At 38.5% G+C, this 18,715-nt stretch carries 17 protein-coding genes and 1 other RNA gene; 7 read left to right on the top strand and 11 right to left on the bottom strand.

Annotated features, from left to right (window positions below; all coding sequences use genetic code 11):
* Positions 1–204 precede the first annotated feature (204 nt).
* The 7 genes from serA to pheS form a co-directional block, all read right to left on the bottom strand.
* Complete coding sequence (gene serA, locus LS69_RS01615) at positions 205–1,788, bottom strand: phosphoglycerate dehydrogenase (RefSeq protein ID WP_138121654.1); 1,584 nt, start codon at positions 1,786–1,788, stop codon at positions 205–207.
* A gap of 17 nt (positions 1,789–1,805) precedes the next feature.
* A complete protein-coding gene (locus LS69_RS01610) occupies positions 1,806–2,291 on the bottom strand; it encodes a hypothetical protein (RefSeq protein ID WP_138121653.1) in 486 nt (161 codons plus the stop codon).
* Between the two features lie 15 nt (positions 2,292–2,306).
* Positions 2,307–3,986, bottom strand: a complete 1,680-nt coding sequence (locus LS69_RS01605) for a 30S ribosomal protein S1 (RefSeq protein WP_138121652.1) — start codon at positions 3,984–3,986, stop codon at positions 2,307–2,309.
* Between the two features lie 65 nt (positions 3,987–4,051).
* Positions 4,052–4,876 carry a 4-hydroxy-3-methylbut-2-enyl diphosphate reductase gene (locus LS69_RS01600; protein WP_138121651.1) on the bottom strand — a complete coding sequence of 275 codons (825 nt, stop codon included), beginning with the start codon at positions 4,874–4,876 and terminating at the stop codon, positions 4,052–4,054.
* Positions 4,877–6,181 (bottom strand): 3-phosphoshikimate 1-carboxyvinyltransferase, encoded by a 1,305-nt coding sequence (aroA, locus tag LS69_RS01595; protein WP_138121650.1) that lies wholly within the window; start codon positions 6,179–6,181, stop codon positions 4,877–4,879. It lies immediately after the preceding gene.
* Positions 6,178–8,544 carry a phenylalanine--tRNA ligase subunit beta gene (gene pheT, locus LS69_RS01590; RefSeq protein WP_138121649.1) on the bottom strand — a complete coding sequence of 789 codons (2,367 nt, stop codon included), beginning with the start codon at positions 8,542–8,544 and terminating at the stop codon, positions 6,178–6,180. The genes aroA and pheT overlap by 4 nt, the downstream gene beginning before the upstream one ends.
* A complete protein-coding gene (pheS, locus tag LS69_RS01585; RefSeq protein WP_138121648.1) occupies positions 8,541–9,536 on the bottom strand; it encodes a phenylalanine--tRNA ligase subunit alpha in 996 nt (331 codons plus the stop codon). Before pheS ends, pheT begins: the two co-directional genes overlap by 4 nt.
* A gap of 131 nt (positions 9,537–9,667) precedes the next feature.
* Here pheS and LS69_RS01580 point away from each other — a divergent pair, with 131 nt between their 5' ends.
* From LS69_RS01580 to hypE, 4 genes are all read left to right on the top strand, one after another.
* Positions 9,668–10,048 carry a histidine triad nucleotide-binding protein gene (locus LS69_RS01580; protein ID WP_138121647.1) on the top strand — a complete coding sequence of 127 codons (381 nt, stop codon included), beginning with the start codon at positions 9,668–9,670 and terminating at the stop codon, positions 10,046–10,048.
* A 97-nt stretch (positions 10,049–10,145) separates the two neighbouring features.
* Positions 10,146–10,445, top strand: a complete 300-nt coding sequence (locus tag LS69_RS01575) for a YciI family protein (RefSeq protein WP_138121646.1) — start codon at positions 10,146–10,148, stop codon at positions 10,443–10,445.
* A gap of 103 nt (positions 10,446–10,548) precedes the next feature.
* Positions 10,549–10,875: RNase P RNA component class A (gene rnpB / locus LS69_RS01570), an RNA gene on the top strand.
* Between the two features lie 16 nt (positions 10,876–10,891).
* Entirely contained in the window at positions 10,892–11,917 is a 1,026-nt protein-coding gene (gene hypE / locus LS69_RS01565) for a hydrogenase expression/formation protein HypE (protein WP_138121645.1), read from the top strand.
* 34 nt (positions 11,918–11,951) lie between these two features.
* Here the strand turns inward: hypE and LS69_RS01560 are convergent, their stop codons facing one another.
* Both LS69_RS01560 and ribA read right to left on the bottom strand, forming a co-directional pair.
* Complete coding sequence (locus LS69_RS01560) at positions 11,952–13,181, bottom strand: molybdopterin molybdotransferase MoeA (protein ID WP_138121644.1); 1,230 nt, start codon at positions 13,179–13,181, stop codon at positions 11,952–11,954.
* Between the two features lie 8 nt (positions 13,182–13,189).
* A complete protein-coding gene (gene ribA / locus LS69_RS01555) occupies positions 13,190–13,774 on the bottom strand; it encodes a GTP cyclohydrolase II (protein WP_138121643.1) in 585 nt (194 codons plus the stop codon).
* 141 nt (positions 13,775–13,915) lie between these two features.
* Here ribA and hypB point away from each other — a divergent pair, with 141 nt between their 5' ends.
* Both hypB and LS69_RS01545 read left to right on the top strand, forming a co-directional pair.
* Positions 13,916–14,608, top strand: a complete 693-nt coding sequence (hypB, locus tag LS69_RS01550; protein WP_138121642.1) for a hydrogenase nickel incorporation protein HypB — start codon at positions 13,916–13,918, stop codon at positions 14,606–14,608.
* The gene (locus tag LS69_RS01545; RefSeq protein ID WP_138121641.1) at positions 14,586–14,846 is read left to right on the top strand and encodes a HypC/HybG/HupF family hydrogenase formation chaperone; all 261 of its coding nucleotides are present in this window, start codon (positions 14,586–14,588) and stop codon (positions 14,844–14,846) included. The genes hypB and LS69_RS01545 overlap by 23 nt, the downstream gene beginning before the upstream one ends.
* Before the next feature lie 391 nt (positions 14,847–15,237).
* On the opposite strand, the gene LS69_RS11035 is transcribed toward LS69_RS01545, so the two are convergent.
* Positions 15,238–16,332, bottom strand: a complete 1,095-nt coding sequence (locus LS69_RS11035; protein WP_138121640.1) for a methyl-accepting chemotaxis protein — start codon at positions 16,330–16,332, stop codon at positions 15,238–15,240.
* Positions 16,333–16,527: 195 nt separating this feature from the next.
* Positions 16,528–18,051, bottom strand: coding sequence for a Na+/H+ antiporter NhaC family protein (locus LS69_RS01535; protein ID WP_138121639.1), 1,524 nt, complete (start codon positions 18,049–18,051; stop codon positions 16,528–16,530).
* Positions 18,052–18,205: 154 nt separating this feature from the next.
* Here LS69_RS01535 and LS69_RS01530 point away from each other — a divergent pair, with 154 nt between their 5' ends.
* Positions 18,206–18,706 carry a hypothetical protein gene (locus LS69_RS01530; RefSeq protein WP_138121638.1) on the top strand — a complete coding sequence of 167 codons (501 nt, stop codon included), beginning with the start codon at positions 18,206–18,208 and terminating at the stop codon, positions 18,704–18,706.
* Positions 18,707–18,715 lie beyond the last annotated feature (9 nt).

Below are 18,715 nucleotides of genomic sequence, written 5' to 3'. Positions count from 1 at the left end.
TAATATAACGCACATTTTATCAGCTTTGCTATCTTGCAAAATGTGTTGGCAAATCATAGCCAACTTTATGTTGGCTATGAATGCGCAATAAGCCATTTGCGTCTCATTAGAAGTATAAAAACTAGAGAATTTTATTGTGATATTCTAAAAAGTCCTAAATACCCAACTCTTCATAATTCACATATGCCACAAACACCCTATGTTTCACAACACCGCATATTTAACAGAAATACAAGCTTCCAAACTTGCAAGCTCATTTAACACTTCTTGGGAGACTGCGTCATCTACTACAATCAATGCCAAAGCCTCTTTGCCATAGCGTCCCAAACGAAAATCAGCAATGTTAATATTGTGTTTTGCCAAAGTTGTGCCGACAAATCCAATCACGCCCGGAGTATCATCGTTTCTAAAGAGAATCATCTTGCCTTTTGGTTCAATATCTAGGGCAAAGTTATTAATATTTACAATTTTAGGCGTATCTTCATTAAATACCGCTCCGCTTACGCTAAATTCGCCATTTTGAGTAAGCAAAGTTAGTTTAATTTGATTTTTATAAACACTTTGGGATTCCTTGCCCTCTAACTTCACTTCAATGCCTCGTTCTTTTGCCACATAAGGAGCATTGACATAATTCACTTTATCCCCAATGGTCGCATTTAGGATTCCAACCAAAGCAAAAGTTGAAAGTGATGAGAGATAGTCTCGCACTTCTCCCTCTGCCTCTAGAGTAATTGAACGCACTTCGTCCTTGTTAATTTGAATCGCAAAAAACGCCATTTTTTGCACAAGCTCCAAATAAGCTTTCATGAAACTTGGCAATTCATTTTCTTTAATAGGCAAATTCAAAGCATTAGGGAAGCTTGAGCCACGTGCTGCTTCTAATGCGGCAAGTGCAGCTTGAATCGCAATCTTTTCTTGAGATTCTAAAGTGTTTGCGCCAATATGTGGAGTTACATAAATATTTTTTAAATCCAACAATTTATTCGTATTTCCCGGCTCTTTTGTGAAAACATCAATCCCCGCAAAACGAATTTTACCTGAACTTAACGCCTCATACAAGGCATCTTCATTATACAAACCGCCGCGTGCGCAGTTAATCAAAATCACGCCCTCTTTCATTTTGGCAATTTGCGCTTTATCAATGATATTGATTGTTTCTTTGTTTTTTGGTGTGTGAATCGTAATAATATCACAGCTTAAAATATCATCAAAATTTCTTGTATATGCGATTCCTGCGTCTGTGGCTTTGGCGGGATTAATGTAAGGGTCATAGGCAATCACTTCCATTTCAAAGGCTTTCATACGCTTCCCTACTCTGCTCCCAATATTACCAAAGCCGATAATTCCAAGCTTCTTATCTTTTAGCTCTGTGCCATACCAATCTTCCCTTTTCCACTTACGCTCCACTTTGAGCTGGGCATTCGCCTCTGGGAATCTACGAATCGCACTTAAGATATGTGCGCAAGTCAGCTCCACCGCGGCAATTGTATTGGCAGTTGGGACATTCATTACCACCACGCCTTTTTTGCTAGAGTTTTCAATATCTACATTATCCACGCCAACCCCTGCACGCACAACTGCGCGCAATTTTGTAGCGGATTCCAAAAAGCTTTCATCAACATCAGTAGAACTTCTCGTAATGGCTACATCTGCCTTATGCAGCTCCTTTTTTAGCTCATCTTTAGGCAAACTCGCTAAATTTAGCATTTCTACTTCTGTATCCTTTGCCAACAAATCCAAACCACTTTGATGAATGTGGTCGCACACAATAATTGTATATTTTGACATCAAAAACTCTCCCTATGTTAAGATTTAGATAAAGTATAATGAATCTCATAGTGCTTGAGCTTTTCTAGCACACTACGAAGATAATTTTCGTCTTCTGTTGCAACAACAAGAGAAATATTCTCACCAATTTTATAATAAGAATATTCTATATTGTATGCCCCTAAAACCTGATTAATGCAAAAAAATTGATAATCGTTAATCACACCCACTGAAACCCTGTAAATCTCTTTGGAAGATTGTTTCAATTCATTTGCAAAAAGTAACTTGACTTGCATTTCTGAAGCGGGGTAAATAAACTCACGCTCATCTTGTCCTGACAATCTATCAAGCCAATCTGGCATCGCGAGCGGTTTGGTTTTATTGCTATCAAATTGGGCAAGTTCGTAAGGGCTGACTTTGGGCAAAGAATAAACATTCATTGCTTCAATATAACCACGAATCAAAACAAACAATAAAATGCAAGTGAGAATAGAAAAGATTCCGATTAATACTCTTGCTTGCATATTATTTTACTTTAATTATTGGATTTGATCCTTAATAATATCCCCTAAAGTCATTTTGTCATTGGTATTGCTATTGAAGTTTTTAAGATTCGCTTTTTCTTTTTGTCTTTCTAGTCTGCGCACAGAAACACGAATCCTATTGTTTTCTGCGTCAATCAAAGAAATCACGCCATTAATTTTATCGCCGACTTTGACTTCTTCTTTTTTAAGCGGTGGTAAATCCTCGTTGCGAATCAAAGCGTCCATTTCGTCGTCAATCTTGATAAACACGCCAAAGTCTTTAATATCTCTAACGATTCCAACAACCGCATCGTCCATAGAATATTTTTTAGCAAATTCCTCTACAGGTGAGGCAATCAAGCCCTTTCTTGTTAAAGAAATGCGCTCTTTTTCTCTATCAATTTTGGCAATTTTTACTTCAATCGTCTCGCCCACTTTCATCAAGTCCTTGCACTTCTCATTTTTATTCCAATAAGCATCTTCATTGTGCAACAAACCATCAATATTATCTAGCTTAACAAAAGCACCAAAATCCGTAAGCGTTGCAACCACACCTTTTAAAACCTCTCCCTCTCTATGTTTCTTAGCAAATTGCTCAAAAGGCTTATCAAGTAGCTTTTTCAAAGAAACTCTTAGACGACGATCTTTTGTATCAATTTCAATCACTTCAACATCAATCTCTTGCCCTGCTTTTAAAAACTCTTCAGGGTTTTGAATGTTTTTATTCCAGGAAATTTCAGAAATATGCAAGAATCCCTCAATGTCGTTTCCTAAATCCACAAACACGCCATAGGGTTCAATATTGCTCACGGTTACTTTAATCGCATCGCCCACTTCTAATTCGTTCTCAATCTCTTTCCAAGGATCGTCAGTTGTTGCCTTAATAGAAAGTGCTAGGCGCCTCTTGTCTTTGTCGTAGTTTAGCACTTTAACAGGCACAATGTCTTCTTCCTTATAAAGCTTAGAAGGATTCACAGGTCCTTTGTAGCTAATTTCTGTATAATGCACTAATCCCTCTACGCCCTCTACATCGACAAACATTCCAAAACTCGTAATCTTCTTGACTTTGCCTTGTAAGATTCCATCTTGTTTAAGAAGATTGTCAATCGCATCTTTTTTAAATGTATTTTCAATCTCAAAAAGTCGTTTGCGTGAAATCACAATGCTATCTTCATCGGGCTTCACATTGATGATACAAGCTTTGATTTTTTTACCCTCAACCTTGCTACCTTCTTTGAAAGCGGCTGCAAATTTTGGCATAAAAAACTCTATACCTTCACTTTCAACAACATATCCGCCTTTGTTTCTTCTTGTTACAACGCCCTCTACAATCTTATCTTTGTAATCTTCGCCTAAATCTTTGATATATTGGCGCACTTTTTCTCTACGAATTGCTTTTTTATAAGAAACAATTGGCTGTTCATTGCGTTTGCCAACAATAACAATCGGCAACGAATCACCCTCTTTAAATAACAATTCACCCTTTGCATCTTTAATTTCGTCAATTGAAATAATGCCCTCTTTTTTCTCACCAGAAACCGCAATAATTACTTGGTCGTTATTGATTGCTACAATCTCACCTTGTGAAACGCTCTCACTCTCTCTCTTTTCAAATTGCTCAAACATTGAAGCAAAATCTTCATTTTCGTCAATCACTATCTTTTCTAACTCGTGTGTGTTAATTCCAACAGCCATCTGTGCCCTTTTTAAAAATAAAATCTTTCAATTTTATTAAAATTTGCCTTTTAAAAGTATAAAAATTAATAATTTTCAATCGTTTTTACAACTTTTTCAATAATCCAATTTGGCGTTGAAGCTCCCGCGCTCACTCCACACAAATTTTTATTTTCAAACCATAATGGATTTAACTCCAAAAAATCCTCAATCAAATAGCAATCCTCGCAATGCTCCTTAGAGATATTATAAAGTTGCTTGGTATTAGAGGAATTCTTCCCGCCCACAATCACCATTACATCAACTTCTTTTGCAAGATTCCGCGCAGAATCTTGATTATCAAATGTCGCATTGCAAATCGTATTAAACACTCTACATTCGGAGCAATTACGAATCAAATAGTTAGCAATTTCTAAAAACAATTCAATATTTTTGGTTGTTTGTGAGATTAATGCGACTTTTTCTGCGAGTTTTGCGGATTTTAAAACCTCCAAACTTTCCACCACTATTGGGTCGCTTTCACAATAACTCATCACGCCCTTGACTTCTGGGTGCTTCATATCGCCAAAAATAATAATCTGATAACCCTGTGCGCTCATTTTTTCACAAATCACTTGTGGTTTGGTTACAAAAGGACAAGTCGCATCAGTGATTTTGGAAGTTTTTTCTTTTAGTCTTTGCAAATCCTGTTTTGGGATTCCATGAGTGCGGATAATCACTTCAGCATTGGGTGGAATCTCCTCAATATTTTCATTCACAACCACATTAAACTTTTCTTTTAAGCGATTGATTTCTTTGGAATTATGAATCAAAGAGCCTAGAGTAATGCCATTGGGTTTGCTTTCTGCGAGTTTAATTGCGCGTCTTACACCAAAACAAAATCCATAGTTTTTAGCCAATTTCACGCGCATTTAATTTCTCTCTATGGAAGTGATGGATTCTAAAATCTCCAAGAAATTCGGGAAAGAAACATTAATATACTCCGCGTTTTCAATCTCCATTCCACACACAAGCCCTGCGATTGCAAAGCTCATTGCGATTCTATGATCGCCAAAGCTTTTCACACACGCACTTTGCAACTCTCCCCCGACAATCTCAAACCCATCGTCTAATTCCTTCGCTTCAATACCACAAAGCTTAAGATTCTCCACCACTGCGCAAATGCGGTCTGTCTCCTTAACACGCAATTCTTTTGCCTGTGTTACACGACTGATTCCATTAGCACAAGCCATTGCGATTGCGATTGCTGGAATCTCATCAATCAACCACGCGATATTTTGACTCACCTCCACCGCTTTTAGAGAACTAGGGGCTGTAATTTCAATATCTCCTATGCTTTCATAGGTTTCGGAAGTAAGGTTGTATTGAATCTTCACTCCCATTTGCTCCAAAACTTTAAAAGCCTCTATTCTTGTTTTATTCAGCAAAACATTGCGTAAGATTCCTTGCGTATTGGGAGTAATTGCGATTGCAAGTGCAAAGAAAAATGCACTAGAAGGGTCTGCTGGAATCTCCATATCAAGGCAATCAAGCTTACTTCCTTGTAAAGATTGGATCTTAATCTCTATCGTGCCATTTTCTAAAGTCTTAGATTCTATGGGCGCACCCATACCCTTTAGGATTCTCTCACTATGATCACGGCTAAGCTCTGGCTCACGATAGAGGGAATCTCCTTGCGCAAATAACGCACTTAAAATCATCGCGGATTTGACTTGCGCACTTGGAATCTTACTTGTATAATCAAAGTTTTTAAGCTTTTCGTTTCCCAATACAACCAAAGGAGCGAAATTCCCCTCTTCTCTCCCAATAATCTCCGCCCCTATGCTCTTTAGCGGTTGGGTTACGCGTTTCATCGGACGCTTATTAAGATATTCATCGCCACTTAGAACAAAAATTCCTTGTTGTGCGCTCAAAAGCCCTAAATAAAGGCGAATCGCTGTCCCCGCATTACCACAATACAAAATCGTATCAGGCTCGGCAATTTTCAATGGAGGAATCAAACGCAAACCGCCTTGCTCTCTTTGCACCTTTAAACCTAGCTTTTGGGCGATATTTAGGGTATCTAAGGTATCTTCACCCTCTAAATAATTACACACAAAGCTTGGTTTATCACTTAGAAGCGAAAAAATAGCGCAACGATGTGAAATAGACTTATCCGCTGCAATTCTATCGGTGTCTAATGTAAATTGGCGTGATTTAAAAACCTTTAATTTCATCGTAACTCCACATTAAAATCCGCTTTAAGCATTTCTAAAACTTGATGAATCGCCGCTTCAATCTCTTTTTCTTCTAGTGTTTTTACTTCAGATTGCAATTCAAAACGAAGCGTCAAGCTCAACTTATCACCTAAGGCTTCATCATAATAAACATCTAACGGATAAAACTTCACAATATGCGGAATCTTCAAGCTTTGGATTGCATTTTTTAGCTTATAATAAGGAATCTCTCTATCCAAAACCACGCTTAAATCACGCTGTGCTTTTTGGAATTTAGAATACATTTTGACTTGTGGCAAAGCGTTTTTGATAGACTCCAAAGAAACTTCGCATAAATAAGTAGAATCCAATCCAAACTCCAATGCAACTTGCGGATGCAAAGAAGCCAAGATTCCAATCTCCTTGCCATTTTGCAAGACTTTTGCGCATTGCCCACTATGAAATAAGCTAATTTCACTTTTAAAGGATTCCAAACTAAACTCCCCTATCACACGCGCAATCCTATCACAAAACTCATAATAATCTCCCTTGATTCCCTTTGCATTGGGATAAAGTTCCTCGCTTAATAATCCGCTTTGCAAAAACGCCATTTTCTCGCTTTGGTTACGCCATTTATCATAAACAATACCAATTTCACTAAAACTAATAGCAGAGAATCCATTGTTGCGATTCTGTGCAGCTGCACGCACAAGCCCGACTAGCAAAGTGCTACGCAAAGTATTTAAATCTTGCGTGATTGGATTGAGCAATTCTAATTGATTTTCCAAAACAGGGAATCCATAGCGTTGCAATTTTTCCTTGCTTTCAAACAAGAAATGCACGACTTCATTAAATCCTACGCTTACGGCTTTTTTGGCAAGATTGCGTCGGTAGCGATAAAGCTTCAAAGCCTCGTTTGTTTGGTCTTGTTGGATAAATCTTAAAGGCGCACTTGGAACATTATCTATCCCCACAAAACGAATAACCTCTTCTGCAATATCTTGGAATCCCACAACATCGTGCCGAAACAATGGCGGAGTTGCAATTAAGAGTTTCTCATCATTAGGAAGATCCACTTTAAACTCCAACGCCTTTAAAATATTAATCACTTGCAGTTTTTCCAACTCCACACCAATCACTTTTGATAGCAATGGAATCTCTATGGTGATTGGCTCTTTTGTCGGAAGATTCAAAACTTCTTGTGTGTCATTATATAGCACCGCTTCACCGCTTAAAAGCAAATTTGTAAGCACAGATAAACCAAGATTCAAATCCATATTGCTTCCGCGTGAAGAAAACGCAAAAATCTTCTCATCAACTTTTAGCTTGGATTCCATCACCTTTTGCGCAATCACTTCTGGCGGGATATAACTCGCTTCTAAAATAATAAACTCTTTTTCGTTTTCTAATTTTGACTTTGGTTGCAGACTTTCATATCCACTAACGCCGATTATAGAGAGCTTTTTATCTTCTTGATAAACACATTCAAACCCATGCGCGTCTTTTTTCAGATTTAGCACGATTTTGCCATTTTTATCTTCTAGCTGACAAATGCTTTGCGGATAGGCATTCAAAAGCACTCCGCTAAAGAGTGTCCCAAAGTGTAGCGCATTGCTTAGCCAATCATTGCCCAATTTCTCATTGTAAGCCAAAAATAAAACCACATTTAAAGGCAAGGAAAAGGTTTGAATTTCAATTACTTTGTAGAGTAAGGAGGCTTGTTTCTTTTCATTCGCTACGACTTGCAACACACGCCCGATTCCGGGAGCATTTTCAGATATTTTTGGCATAAGACAAACTGCTTTGCGTTCTAACTTCAACGCCACGCTTAAGTCTCTAGCGATTCCAAGCAAATTCATACAATCCCCACGATTAGGTGTGATGGAGACTTCAAACACTTCTTCATTGAAGCTTGGATATTCGCTTAAATTTTTACCAATCACAAGTTCGCCGATACTAGAATCAAGTTCTACGATTCCATCATTAACCTTTGGGAATCCAAGCTCTGTGGTAGAACACAACATACCGCAACTCTCCACACCTCTAAGCACGGCTTTTTGGATTGTAACTTGTGGTAACTCTGCCCCCTCTAGTGCGACTGCGACATAAATACCCGCCCTTGCATTAGGCGCACCGCAAACAATTTGACGCGTTTCAAAAGCCCCATCTTCGCCACCAACTGCGACTTTGCATACATTGAGCTTGGTTGCATCAGGGTGCTTTTGGCATTCAAGAATCTTGCCCACAACCACCTTGTTAGGAGCAATGATTTTTTGGAAAGATTCCACCTCTAGCCCTATTTTGTTAAGGGTTTTGCAAATCTCTTCACAAGAGACATTTTCTGTTAATAAAACTTGATTTAATATACTGCGCGTAAAAATCATTTAAATTGCTCCAAAATTCTTAAATCACTTTCAAAGAAAGCCCGTAAATCTGGCACACTAAACATAAGCATTGCGAATCTCTCCACACCAAGCCCAAAAGCATATCCGCTCACATTTTCATAACCCACTGCCTTAAATACATTATTATGCACAACTCCACAACCCAAAACTTCTAACCAACCTGTATGTGAGCAGACACGACAACCTGCACCTTTGCAAAAAATACAACTCATATCCACTTCTGCACTCGGTTCTGTAAATGGAAAGAAGCTTGAACGAAATCTCACCTTAACATCGCCAAACATATAACGCAAAAAATCTTCCAAAATAAATTTGAGATTCGCAAAGCTCACAGAATCCTTGCCCTCTTCTACAACCAACCCTTCTACTTGATGAAACATAGGAGTATGCGTCAAATCATAATCGCACCGAAACACACTTCCGGGGCAAATCATACGAATGGGCGGTTTTTGGGATTCCATTGTGCGCACTTGCACAGGAGAAGTGTGTGTGCGCAGCAATTTGCCATCTTTGAAATAAAAAGTATCCTGCATATCTCTTGCTGGGTGATATTTGGGCAGATTTAACGCTTCAAAATTATGAAAATCGTCTTCAACCAAAGGACCGACATTGAGAGAAAAATTCATTCCCACAAAGTATTCTACGATTCTATCTAGCATCAACATTACAGGGTGATTTGCGCCCTTTTGTGAGCTTGAACTAAAAAGCGAAACATCAATTTTTTCTGCGCTTAGCTTTTCTTCAAGCTCTTTGAGCGCGAGTTGTTCTTTTTTGTTCGCCAAAGCCTTTTCAAACTCCATTTTGAGCGTGTTTAATTCCTTTGCCAAAGCCTTTTTTTCGGATTCTGGACAAGATTTTAATGCAGCAAATCTTGCTGTTAAACTCCCCTTTTTGCCCATCACTAAAACACGAATTTCCTCTAATTCTGCGGTAGTTTGCGCATTTTGTATTTTAGAAAATATTTCTGTCATTCTCTTCCCAACTTTCATGAAATAATTTTGAGATTGTATTGTAAAGTTTTATTTACTTTTCTTAAAATTATAGGTAAATCCATTGAGAAAATAAGGTAAAATTTCAAAAATGACTTTAAAAAGGTTTAAAAATGAGTATATTTGAAAAAATCATCAAAGGTGAAATCCCCTGCAATAAAGTGTTAGAGAACGACGATTTCCTTGCATTTCACGATATTTCCCCTAAAGCCCCCGTGCATATTCTTGCGATTCCAAAGAAATTTGCCAAAGACTTTCAGGAATTAAATCCTAGCGAAATGGCTGGTTTTACAAGTTTTATTCAAGAAGTCGCTCGCACTTTGAACTTAGACAAAAGCGGTTATCGTATCATTAGCAATGTCGGAGTAGATGGCGGACAAGAAGTGCCTTATTTGCATTTCCATATCTTAGGTGGCGCGAAGTTGCGTTGGGACAATCTCGCTCCTAATATCTCTGATGAGCAACGACTAGAAGACGCCAAAAAAGGTATGTAGAGATAATTTAGGAATCCTAGATAAGATTCCTAAATCTTGTTTTGCTTTGTTGGATAAACGGCAAGGAAATTGATAAAAATTTTAAAGGAAAAATGCAATGAAAAATTTATTTGTAACTCTCATCACCTACACCCAACCTATGAATGTAATTGAAGAGATTCTCCCCGCTCATCGTGCTTTCTTGAAAAAAGGCTATGAGAGTGGTAACCTCCTAGCAAGCGGACCGCAGAATCCAAAAATTGGCGGAATCGTAATTGGCACTTTTGATTCCAGAGAAAATGCGGAAGAGTTTTTTAAAAACGATCCTTACGCACTCAATTCTGTCGCGACCCATCAAGTTTTGGAATTTACGCCTGTATTGCATCAAGAATTTTTGAAAAGTTTTTTAGGTGAATAAACCTACCATTGAAGTTGGAATCCTTAACTTTGCTTTTTATGTGCTTCTTTTAAGATTCCATACTTAAAACTCTTTTTTATTACATTTTTGCTACAATCCCTTTTAGGTGTAGCAAGTGGTTGCTCTAAACAGAGAGGAAAGTCCGAGCTGCATTGGGATAGGATTCCATTTAAAGAATGGCTAGAGTAATCTAAGGGAAAGCGCAACAGAAAACAAACCGCCCACCCAAAGGGGTATGGCAAGGGTGAAAAGGCGAGGTAAAAGCTCACCAGAAGCAACGCAAGTTGCTTCGTATTGCAAGCCCAATCCGCAGCAAGAAAGGTATGGTTAATATCCCAAATTTTGAACCTTTCGCTAGAATTTTGTTGCAAGACAAAATCCAGATAAATAGCCACATAAACAGAACTCGGCTTATCGCTACACCTAATTTGATTATGAGGGTTTTTATGAAACATTTAACAAATTTGGATTCTATCTTGCTAAGTCATGGAAGCGGCGGTATAGAATCGCAAAGCCTTATTGCAGAGCTTTTTTGTCCTCTTTTAGAAGGTTGTGTAATAGGCAATGGCGAAGACGCGGGTATTGGCTCACTCCAAAATGCAGAGAAATTCGCAATTAGCACCGATGGCTATGTCGTCTCTCCTTTGTTTTTTGCCGGTGGAGATATTGGCAAACTCTGCGTTTGTGGAAGTTGCAATGATGTCGCAATGATGGGAGCAAAGGCGCGTTATTTAAGTGCGAGTTTTATGATTGAAGAGGGGTTTTTGATTGCAGATTTAAAACGCATTGTAGAATCCTTTTCTAACACGCTAAAAGAAAGTGGCGCGAAGCTCATTTCGGCGGATACAAAAGTGCTTCCCAAAGGCACTTTGGATAAAATATTTATCACAACTACCGCACTAGGAGAGTTTTTATATCCTCATTTGCGTTTAAGTGCATTTGGGATTCCGCAAGATTGCGCGATTTTGGTTAGTGGCAATATCGGCACACATGGTGCGGTGATTTATTCCAATCGTGAGGGAATCGGATTGCAAAGCGATTTGCAAAGCGACTGCACCCTGCTTTATCCTATCCTTGAACCCCTTTTTGAAGCTAAACTCAAACTCTATGCTTTGCGTGATGCGACAAGAGGCGGAATCGCAAGTGTGCTAAACGAATGGGCAAATACTTCAAACATTGGCATAGAGATTGAAGAGGCGAGTTTGCCTATTTTGCCACAAGTGCGCGGAATCTGCGAATTGCTCGGCTTTGAAGCCTATAATCTCGCCAATGAGGGAATGTGTGTGCTATGTGTCGCACAAGAAGACGCACAAAAAGCCTTAGAGATTCTCCATCAAAAAGGCGCAAAAAACGCAGCATTAATTGGTTATACCACCGCAGAAAATGCGGCAAAAGTAATCCTAAAAACGCCTTTTGGCGCAAGAAGATTTTTGGATTATCCAAGCGGGGAATTGTTACCTAGAATCTGCTAAATGTGAGTAAATCACGCTGGAATCGCATAAAGAGTTACAACAAAATCACCTGCACCAACTCCCCTGCTTTTTTGGCATTTTCTAAAATACATAATCCATTATACGCAAAATCTAGCGGACAAAAATTATTCAAAATCGCGCTTTGGAAGTCTTTTTTGCCTTCAAAATCCATTGTCCATTTTCCCTTGATATTACGCACATTGCACACGCGAAATTCCAAACGCGAATCCGTCTTACTCACATCTTGCACTAATGGAATCTCTAGCATAATTTGGCGCAAATGCGTTCCATTTAAACGCAACAAAATCTCCTTAACAAAAAGCTCAAAGGTTACCAAAGTAGAATTTGGAAATCCGGGTAAACCGAAGAATTGCTTACCTCCAAAATGCGCATAGGATATATGCTGTCCGGGCTTAATAGAAACGCCTTTGAACACAACTTCGCTCGTGTGTTCCTTACAAAATGCAGTGATAAAATCATAATCCCCCACACTCGCCCCTCCGCTACTTACCACCAAATCACATTCTTGGAGTGCCAAAGAGACACGATTTTCCACCTGTTCTTTTTGGTCTTTTAGAATCGGATAAAGCTTTGGGATTCCGCCACATTCAAGCACTTTTGCGACAAGCAAATGCCCATTAGCGTTATAAATATTTGCCCCATCGTGCGCATTTTCACCAATCTCTAGCAATTCATTGCCACTCACTAGAATCCCGACTTTGGCGCGTTCATAAACTTCCACAAACACGCGATTCAAACTCGCCAAAAGCCCGATATGATTCGCATTAAGCCGCATTCCTTTAGCGAGAAGATTCTCGCCTTTTTTATAATGCGCACCCTTTTCTCTAATATATTGCCCAACCTTTGGAATCTCCAAAAGATGTAAGGTCTGGGATTGCGCTTTTGTTTCGACTTGCACTTGCTCAAGCGGCACAAGAACATCTGCATTTTGTGGAATCCTAGCACCCGTGAAAGTCTTAATCGCATAAGGTGCATCAAGTGGCAACACGCATTCTTTGGCGTTTCCTGCGGGATTCTCTTCTAAAATCACAAAAGGTGTTTGGAGTCCCAAAAACTTAGAATAAACCGCATATCCGTCCATATTAGAACACGCGACTTCTGGCATATCTTGTGTAGCGAAAATATCCTCTGCTAACACACGCCCCAAACTTTCGTGCAAAAACACGCGTTCTTTTGATAAAGGCGCAATATTTTGGGATTCTAAAATCTCTTTTGCCTCTTCGTAGCTGATTTTTGTTTTCATAATTTTCCTTAAAGTAAATGTCCCATTTTGGTTTTTTTAACCTCCAAATAATGCGCATTGTGCGCATTGCATTCCACGATTATTGGCTCTCTTTGCAAGGCAATCATAGATTCAAACGCCTTGATTTTAGCAGGATTGTTGGTCAGCAAACGAATCTGACGCAGTTTGTAATAATCAAAAATAAATTGGACTATTTTATAATCACGCTCATCTTCTTGGAATCCCAAAGCAAGATTCGCTTCAATCGTGTCTAGCCCTGTATCTTGCAGAGCATAAGCATTAACTTTATTAAAAAGCCCGATTCCGCGCCCCTCTTGACGCAGATAAATCAACATTCCCTGCTCCTTTGCGATTCTTTGCAATGCTGCGTGTAATTCGCCGCCACAATCGCATTTAAGGCTTAAAAGCGCATCTCCTGTTAGACATTCAGAATGCACACGCACAAGCGGAATCTCTGGAATCTCCGTAGTTCTTAAAACTAAATGTTCTAGCACATAAGTTTCATTTCCAAAGGTCTTTTTTTCTCTAAAAGATTGGATTTTAAAATCCCCAAATTGCGTTGGGAGATTGGCTTGTTTTGAAACTTCTATCATTTTACTTCTCTTTATAAAAATTTAAATTTAAAACTAAAATATAGCTAATTTGTGATAAGTTGCGGTTTAAAACTTCAAAATTTTCTTTTGTATTTCTCTTTAAATTTAGCTACAATGCGCCAAAAATAAAAGGATTTGGCAATGGAATCGCAAAGCAATACAAGAAGCATTGAAATAGGACAAAGGATTCTATCTAAAAACGACAAGGTTGCAATGGAGTTGCGCAAAACTTACGCGCAAGACAATCTTTTTGTTATTAATTTAATGAGTTCTCCGGGCAGTGGAAAAACGACTTTATTAGAGAATCTTGCCAAACACAAACTCTTAGAATTTAGCGTGATAGAGGGAGATTTGCAAACCAACCGCGACGCGGCACGCCTCAATACTTTTGGCGTCAATGCACACCAAATCACCACAGGGGACGCGTGCCACCTAGAGGCTTTAATGGTGCAAGAAGCATTAGGAATCTTACGCGCACAAGGAGATTTGAAGGATTTTATTTTTATAGAAAATGTCGGCAATCTCGTATGTCCGGCAAGTTATGATTTGGGTGCAAATATGAATATCGTGCTGCTCTCCACACCAGAGGGAGATGATAAAGTCTTAAAATATCCTACAATCTTCCTATGCGCCGACGCAGTGATTATTTCCAAAGCAGATTTGATAGATGTTTTTAACTTTAAAGTCGCACAAGTCAAGGAGGATTTGGAAAAACTCAAAAAAGAGATTCCGATTTTTCTAATTTCTTCTAAAGATGTGGAATCCCAACGCGAATTTTGCAAATTTTTACAACAAAACAAGGAAAAAAACTATGTGTCTTGCCATACCTTCTAAAGTCATTTCTATTGATTCTACAAACAACACCGCAATGCTTGATACGCTTGGAGTAACGCGTGAGGCAAGTTTGGATTTGATGAATGAGGAAATCAAAATCGGCGATTATGTGCTACTTCATATCGGCTATGTGATGGGCAAAATTGACGCAGAACAAGCCAAGCTTTCTTTAGAAACTTACGCAGAAATCATCAAAACACTTGAAGAAGAGGAAGCGGAACTTAAAGGAATGTCGTAAATCGCCATTTTATTACAAGATTCCACAAATGCGTGTTGCCTAGTATCATTGCAGGTCGCCATTGTGTCATTGCGAGAGATTCACTAAAAACTCGTGGCAATCTATAATGTTGTCTTCAAGGAAATAATGCAATGAAATCCTTAATTCCGCTTACCGCAGAATCTCGCAATGATGGCAAGTAACACTTTAAGAGACTTCTTGCAATGACGGCGGGTTGTTTTGGGTTATAGATTTGCAAGTTTAGATACAAACTCACGCATTTGCACATTACAAAATCGCATTACGATTCCTTACAAAAACAAATAGCAGATTTTAAAGACTTGCGGAATCGCATAAAATGATTTATAGATTCCGCGCTTTATATTGTAGATTTAGTTTTGCAAACGCACTCTTATACTAAGGTTGCTAGTTTTTCTTCTGCCAAACCATCAAGATATTTTACAACATCATCACTTGCCAACTCGGCAGCTTGGAAGTATTTGTAAATATCTTCCAAACAATCATGAGCACCGCCGTGTTGCTTCATCAAAGAATGTCCAGCAATGATATTATCATGCACTCCTTGGTGTGGAGGCTCTATTTTTGGATAACTTGCATATTGTGAGAACAACTGCTTACCTGTGCCTGTATCATACCATTTACCCAAACGGCAATCATGATGTCCTGCAAATTTCGCTTCCATATCTTCATTGAAGATTGCTTTATAGCCATTAATCTTAAAGAACAAGTGGTCTAGCTTGATTAATCCGACAAAAGTAACCGTCAAAATTTTATCTGTATCGATATAAATTTGGTCGGCGGATTGCTTGATATGCTCTAAAACTTCATTTTGTGAGCCTAAATGCTCCATTTCTTTAATAATATCATCAGAAGAAGTTTGCACTTCGGAGAAGTTTTGTTGCACCACTTGGATGTTCATCTCAATTTCTTTTGTCGCTTTTTGCGTTCTTTCTGCGAGTTTTCTCACCTCATCAGCCACGACTGCGAATCCTCGCCCATGCTCTCCGGCTCTTGCCGCTTCAATAGCCGCATTCAATGCCAAAAGATTCGTTTGGTCAGAAATGTCTGTAATCAGCGCAATTACCGATGAAATTGCCGTAAAGTCATTTTGAACCTGCGTAATCATACTATTAAATTCAGAAAGTTTTGCAGTCATATTAGACAAACCATCTGCTAAAATATCTTGAATCTCAACAGAATTTTTTCTATTACCTTCCGCAATAGACTTTGCTGAACGCAACAAATCCACGGTCTTACTAAAGTCATCTTGAAGTATTTTTAGGTTTTTACCACAACCATTCACAAGAGATAAAGTCATATTTTTAAAAGTTCCGATTTTATCGGGCTTTTCCTCCTCTGCTGACATTTCTTGAATCTTTGTATGCAACTCTTCATTGTGTGCTTTTGCCTCTTGAAGCTTCTCTTTAAGAAGTTTATTTTCTTCCAACACACGATGTAGTTGCTCTTTATATTGACTGCCGAACATCGTTTTATTCTCCTTTGCTTTTAGTTTGTTTGTCATTTCTGAATCTAAAATTTTTAAGATAAATATTTTATAACTAATTAAATTAAACCAAATTAAAGTCGGTAATATTTTCAGAGATTTTTTATCTCAATTTTAATCAGGTATAAAAAATATTAATCCTAATTTAAATTTATAATAAATATAGATTCCCCATATTTAGGCAATTTTTAACTCTTTAAAATCTAATGGTTTGCTAAAAAATCTCTTATATCCATAAAAACTTCCAAACATTAAAAAGAATCCCACACAATACCCCAAAATAAGCGAATCTGAAATACCCGCCACCCCAAAGCTCACCAATGCCGCTAAAGCTGTGGTTGTCGCATAAGGCAGCTGTGTGATAAAATGGCTTTGCACCGAACAACCCGCTCCTGTGGCTGAAAGAATCGTAGTATCAGAAATCGGCGAAGCATGGTCGCCATAAACTGCTCCTGCAAGAACAGCTGAAACACTCAATGCCATATCAATCCCATTAATCGTCGCAATACTCGCACCAATAGGCAACATAATCGCGAAAGTTCCCCAGCTCGTTCCCGTGCAAAACGCGATAAAACTTGCACTCACAAACAAAACAATCGGAGCGACAACATTAGCGGACAAAACGCCACTTGCCAAGAAATCTTTACTTAAATTCGCAAGATAAATCCCTGTTTGCAAATCTTCTTTAATCACCGGTCCAATCGCCCACGCCAAAATCAAAATGAGATTCGCGGGCAACATAGACAAAAACCCGTCTTTAGTAATTAAAAAATATTCGTTTCTCTCAATGCGATTCCACGCAATGATCACAGAAATCACCAAAGCACAGATTCCACCCCAAAACAGCGAAAATCCTGTTTGTGCATTAGCTAACATTTCAATCAAATTAAAGCTTTTGGATTCTTGAAAGCCACTATAAAAAATAAAGAATCCCACGAAGAAAATCAACGCTGCAATAGGAATCACCAAAAGCCAAACACTCCCTCCGCTGTGGGGTTTGATTTCATCAAACTCTTCTATGCCTACACCTTGATTATGGCGCATAACAGGCAGGTTAATCTGCCACCAAATCGTCAAAAAAACTCCAAGCAAAGCAAACCAAGCATAATAATTTCCCCAAATGCTTTGTGCCAACACGCTAAAGCTTGAAGTTTCTTCAAACAATCCACCCATAATTCCTAAAATATAAGCTCCCCAGCTTGAAATTGGCATTAAAATGCAAATCGGCGCAGAAGTAGAATCAATAATATAAGCCAAACGCTCCCTTGTAGAATGGTTTGCGTCATTCAAAGGACGCGCAATTTGTCCCACGGTCAAAGCATTAAAATAATCATCAATAAAAATTACGATTCCAGCAACAAAAGCTACAAACTCCGAGCCACGCGCACTTTTGACGCGCACTCTAGCCCAATGCACAAACGCATTCATTCCGCCCGAACACTGCATTAATTGTGTCAAGATTCCAAGCAAAATCAAGAATCCAAACACATACAAGGCATTAGATTGCACTTCTCCATCGCTATAAAACACTCCTGCAATCACATTAAAAACATATTCTAACGCACCAAAAAAAGAATCGTTTAGCATAAAACTTGCAAGGACGATTCCGGCAAATAGCGAGAATACAACTCTTCGCGTAATAAAAACTAATGCAATCACACACAATGGTACAACAAGGCTTAATGCAGAATCTGCATACATTATAAACTCCTAACAATCAAAAGTGTGCATTGTAGCATAATTCCTTTGCTGTTTTCTTAAGTCGCTCCGCCCTTAAACTTCAATTTAAGCAATTTGAAATATTGGAATAAAATTTGCTTTAGCAATCGTAAATTTTAGATTCAAAGGAAAAGCTATGAATGTAAATGACAAAAACAATGCGTGGAGTTTGCTCAACCAATCCTACACCCAAAAACAAAGCACAAATTCTAGCAACATTGGATATTCTAAAGATTCTAACTCGCTTTTTGGCACACAAAATACGCAAGGCGTTGAAGGAATCTCTAGCCTGTTTGATTTAGGCACTCAACCCACAAGCACAACAACAGAGATTCACGATTCTTTTGAAATCAGCTCTGAACTTACCAAGCTGCAAGATTTTGCCAAAAATTTCAGTGAAAATTTCGCGAAAAATTCCGAAAGCTTAGGGAACTTAGGCAATGCAATGCAACAAAGTGAAATCTTAAGTGCGGAAGAAAAAATGGGCTTTGATGTGCTGTATAAATTTAACCCAAGCCTAGATTCTACACAAACCCAAAATCTTTTACAAAACACAAATCTAAGCAAAGAGAATCTAAATCTACTAAGTCAAGTGGATAGAAAAATTGGAGCGGTTAGGTATTTTGGCGGATTCTAATCCTCCCTT

The sequence above is a fragment of the Helicobacter sp. MIT 05-5294 genome, from assembly GCF_000765675.1.
In the GTDB taxonomy this organism is placed as follows: domain Bacteria; phylum Campylobacterota; class Campylobacteria; order Campylobacterales; family Helicobacteraceae; genus Helicobacter_D.
Note: the sequence above shows the minus strand (reverse complement) of the source record. Positions and strands in the feature narration are given on the sequence as shown.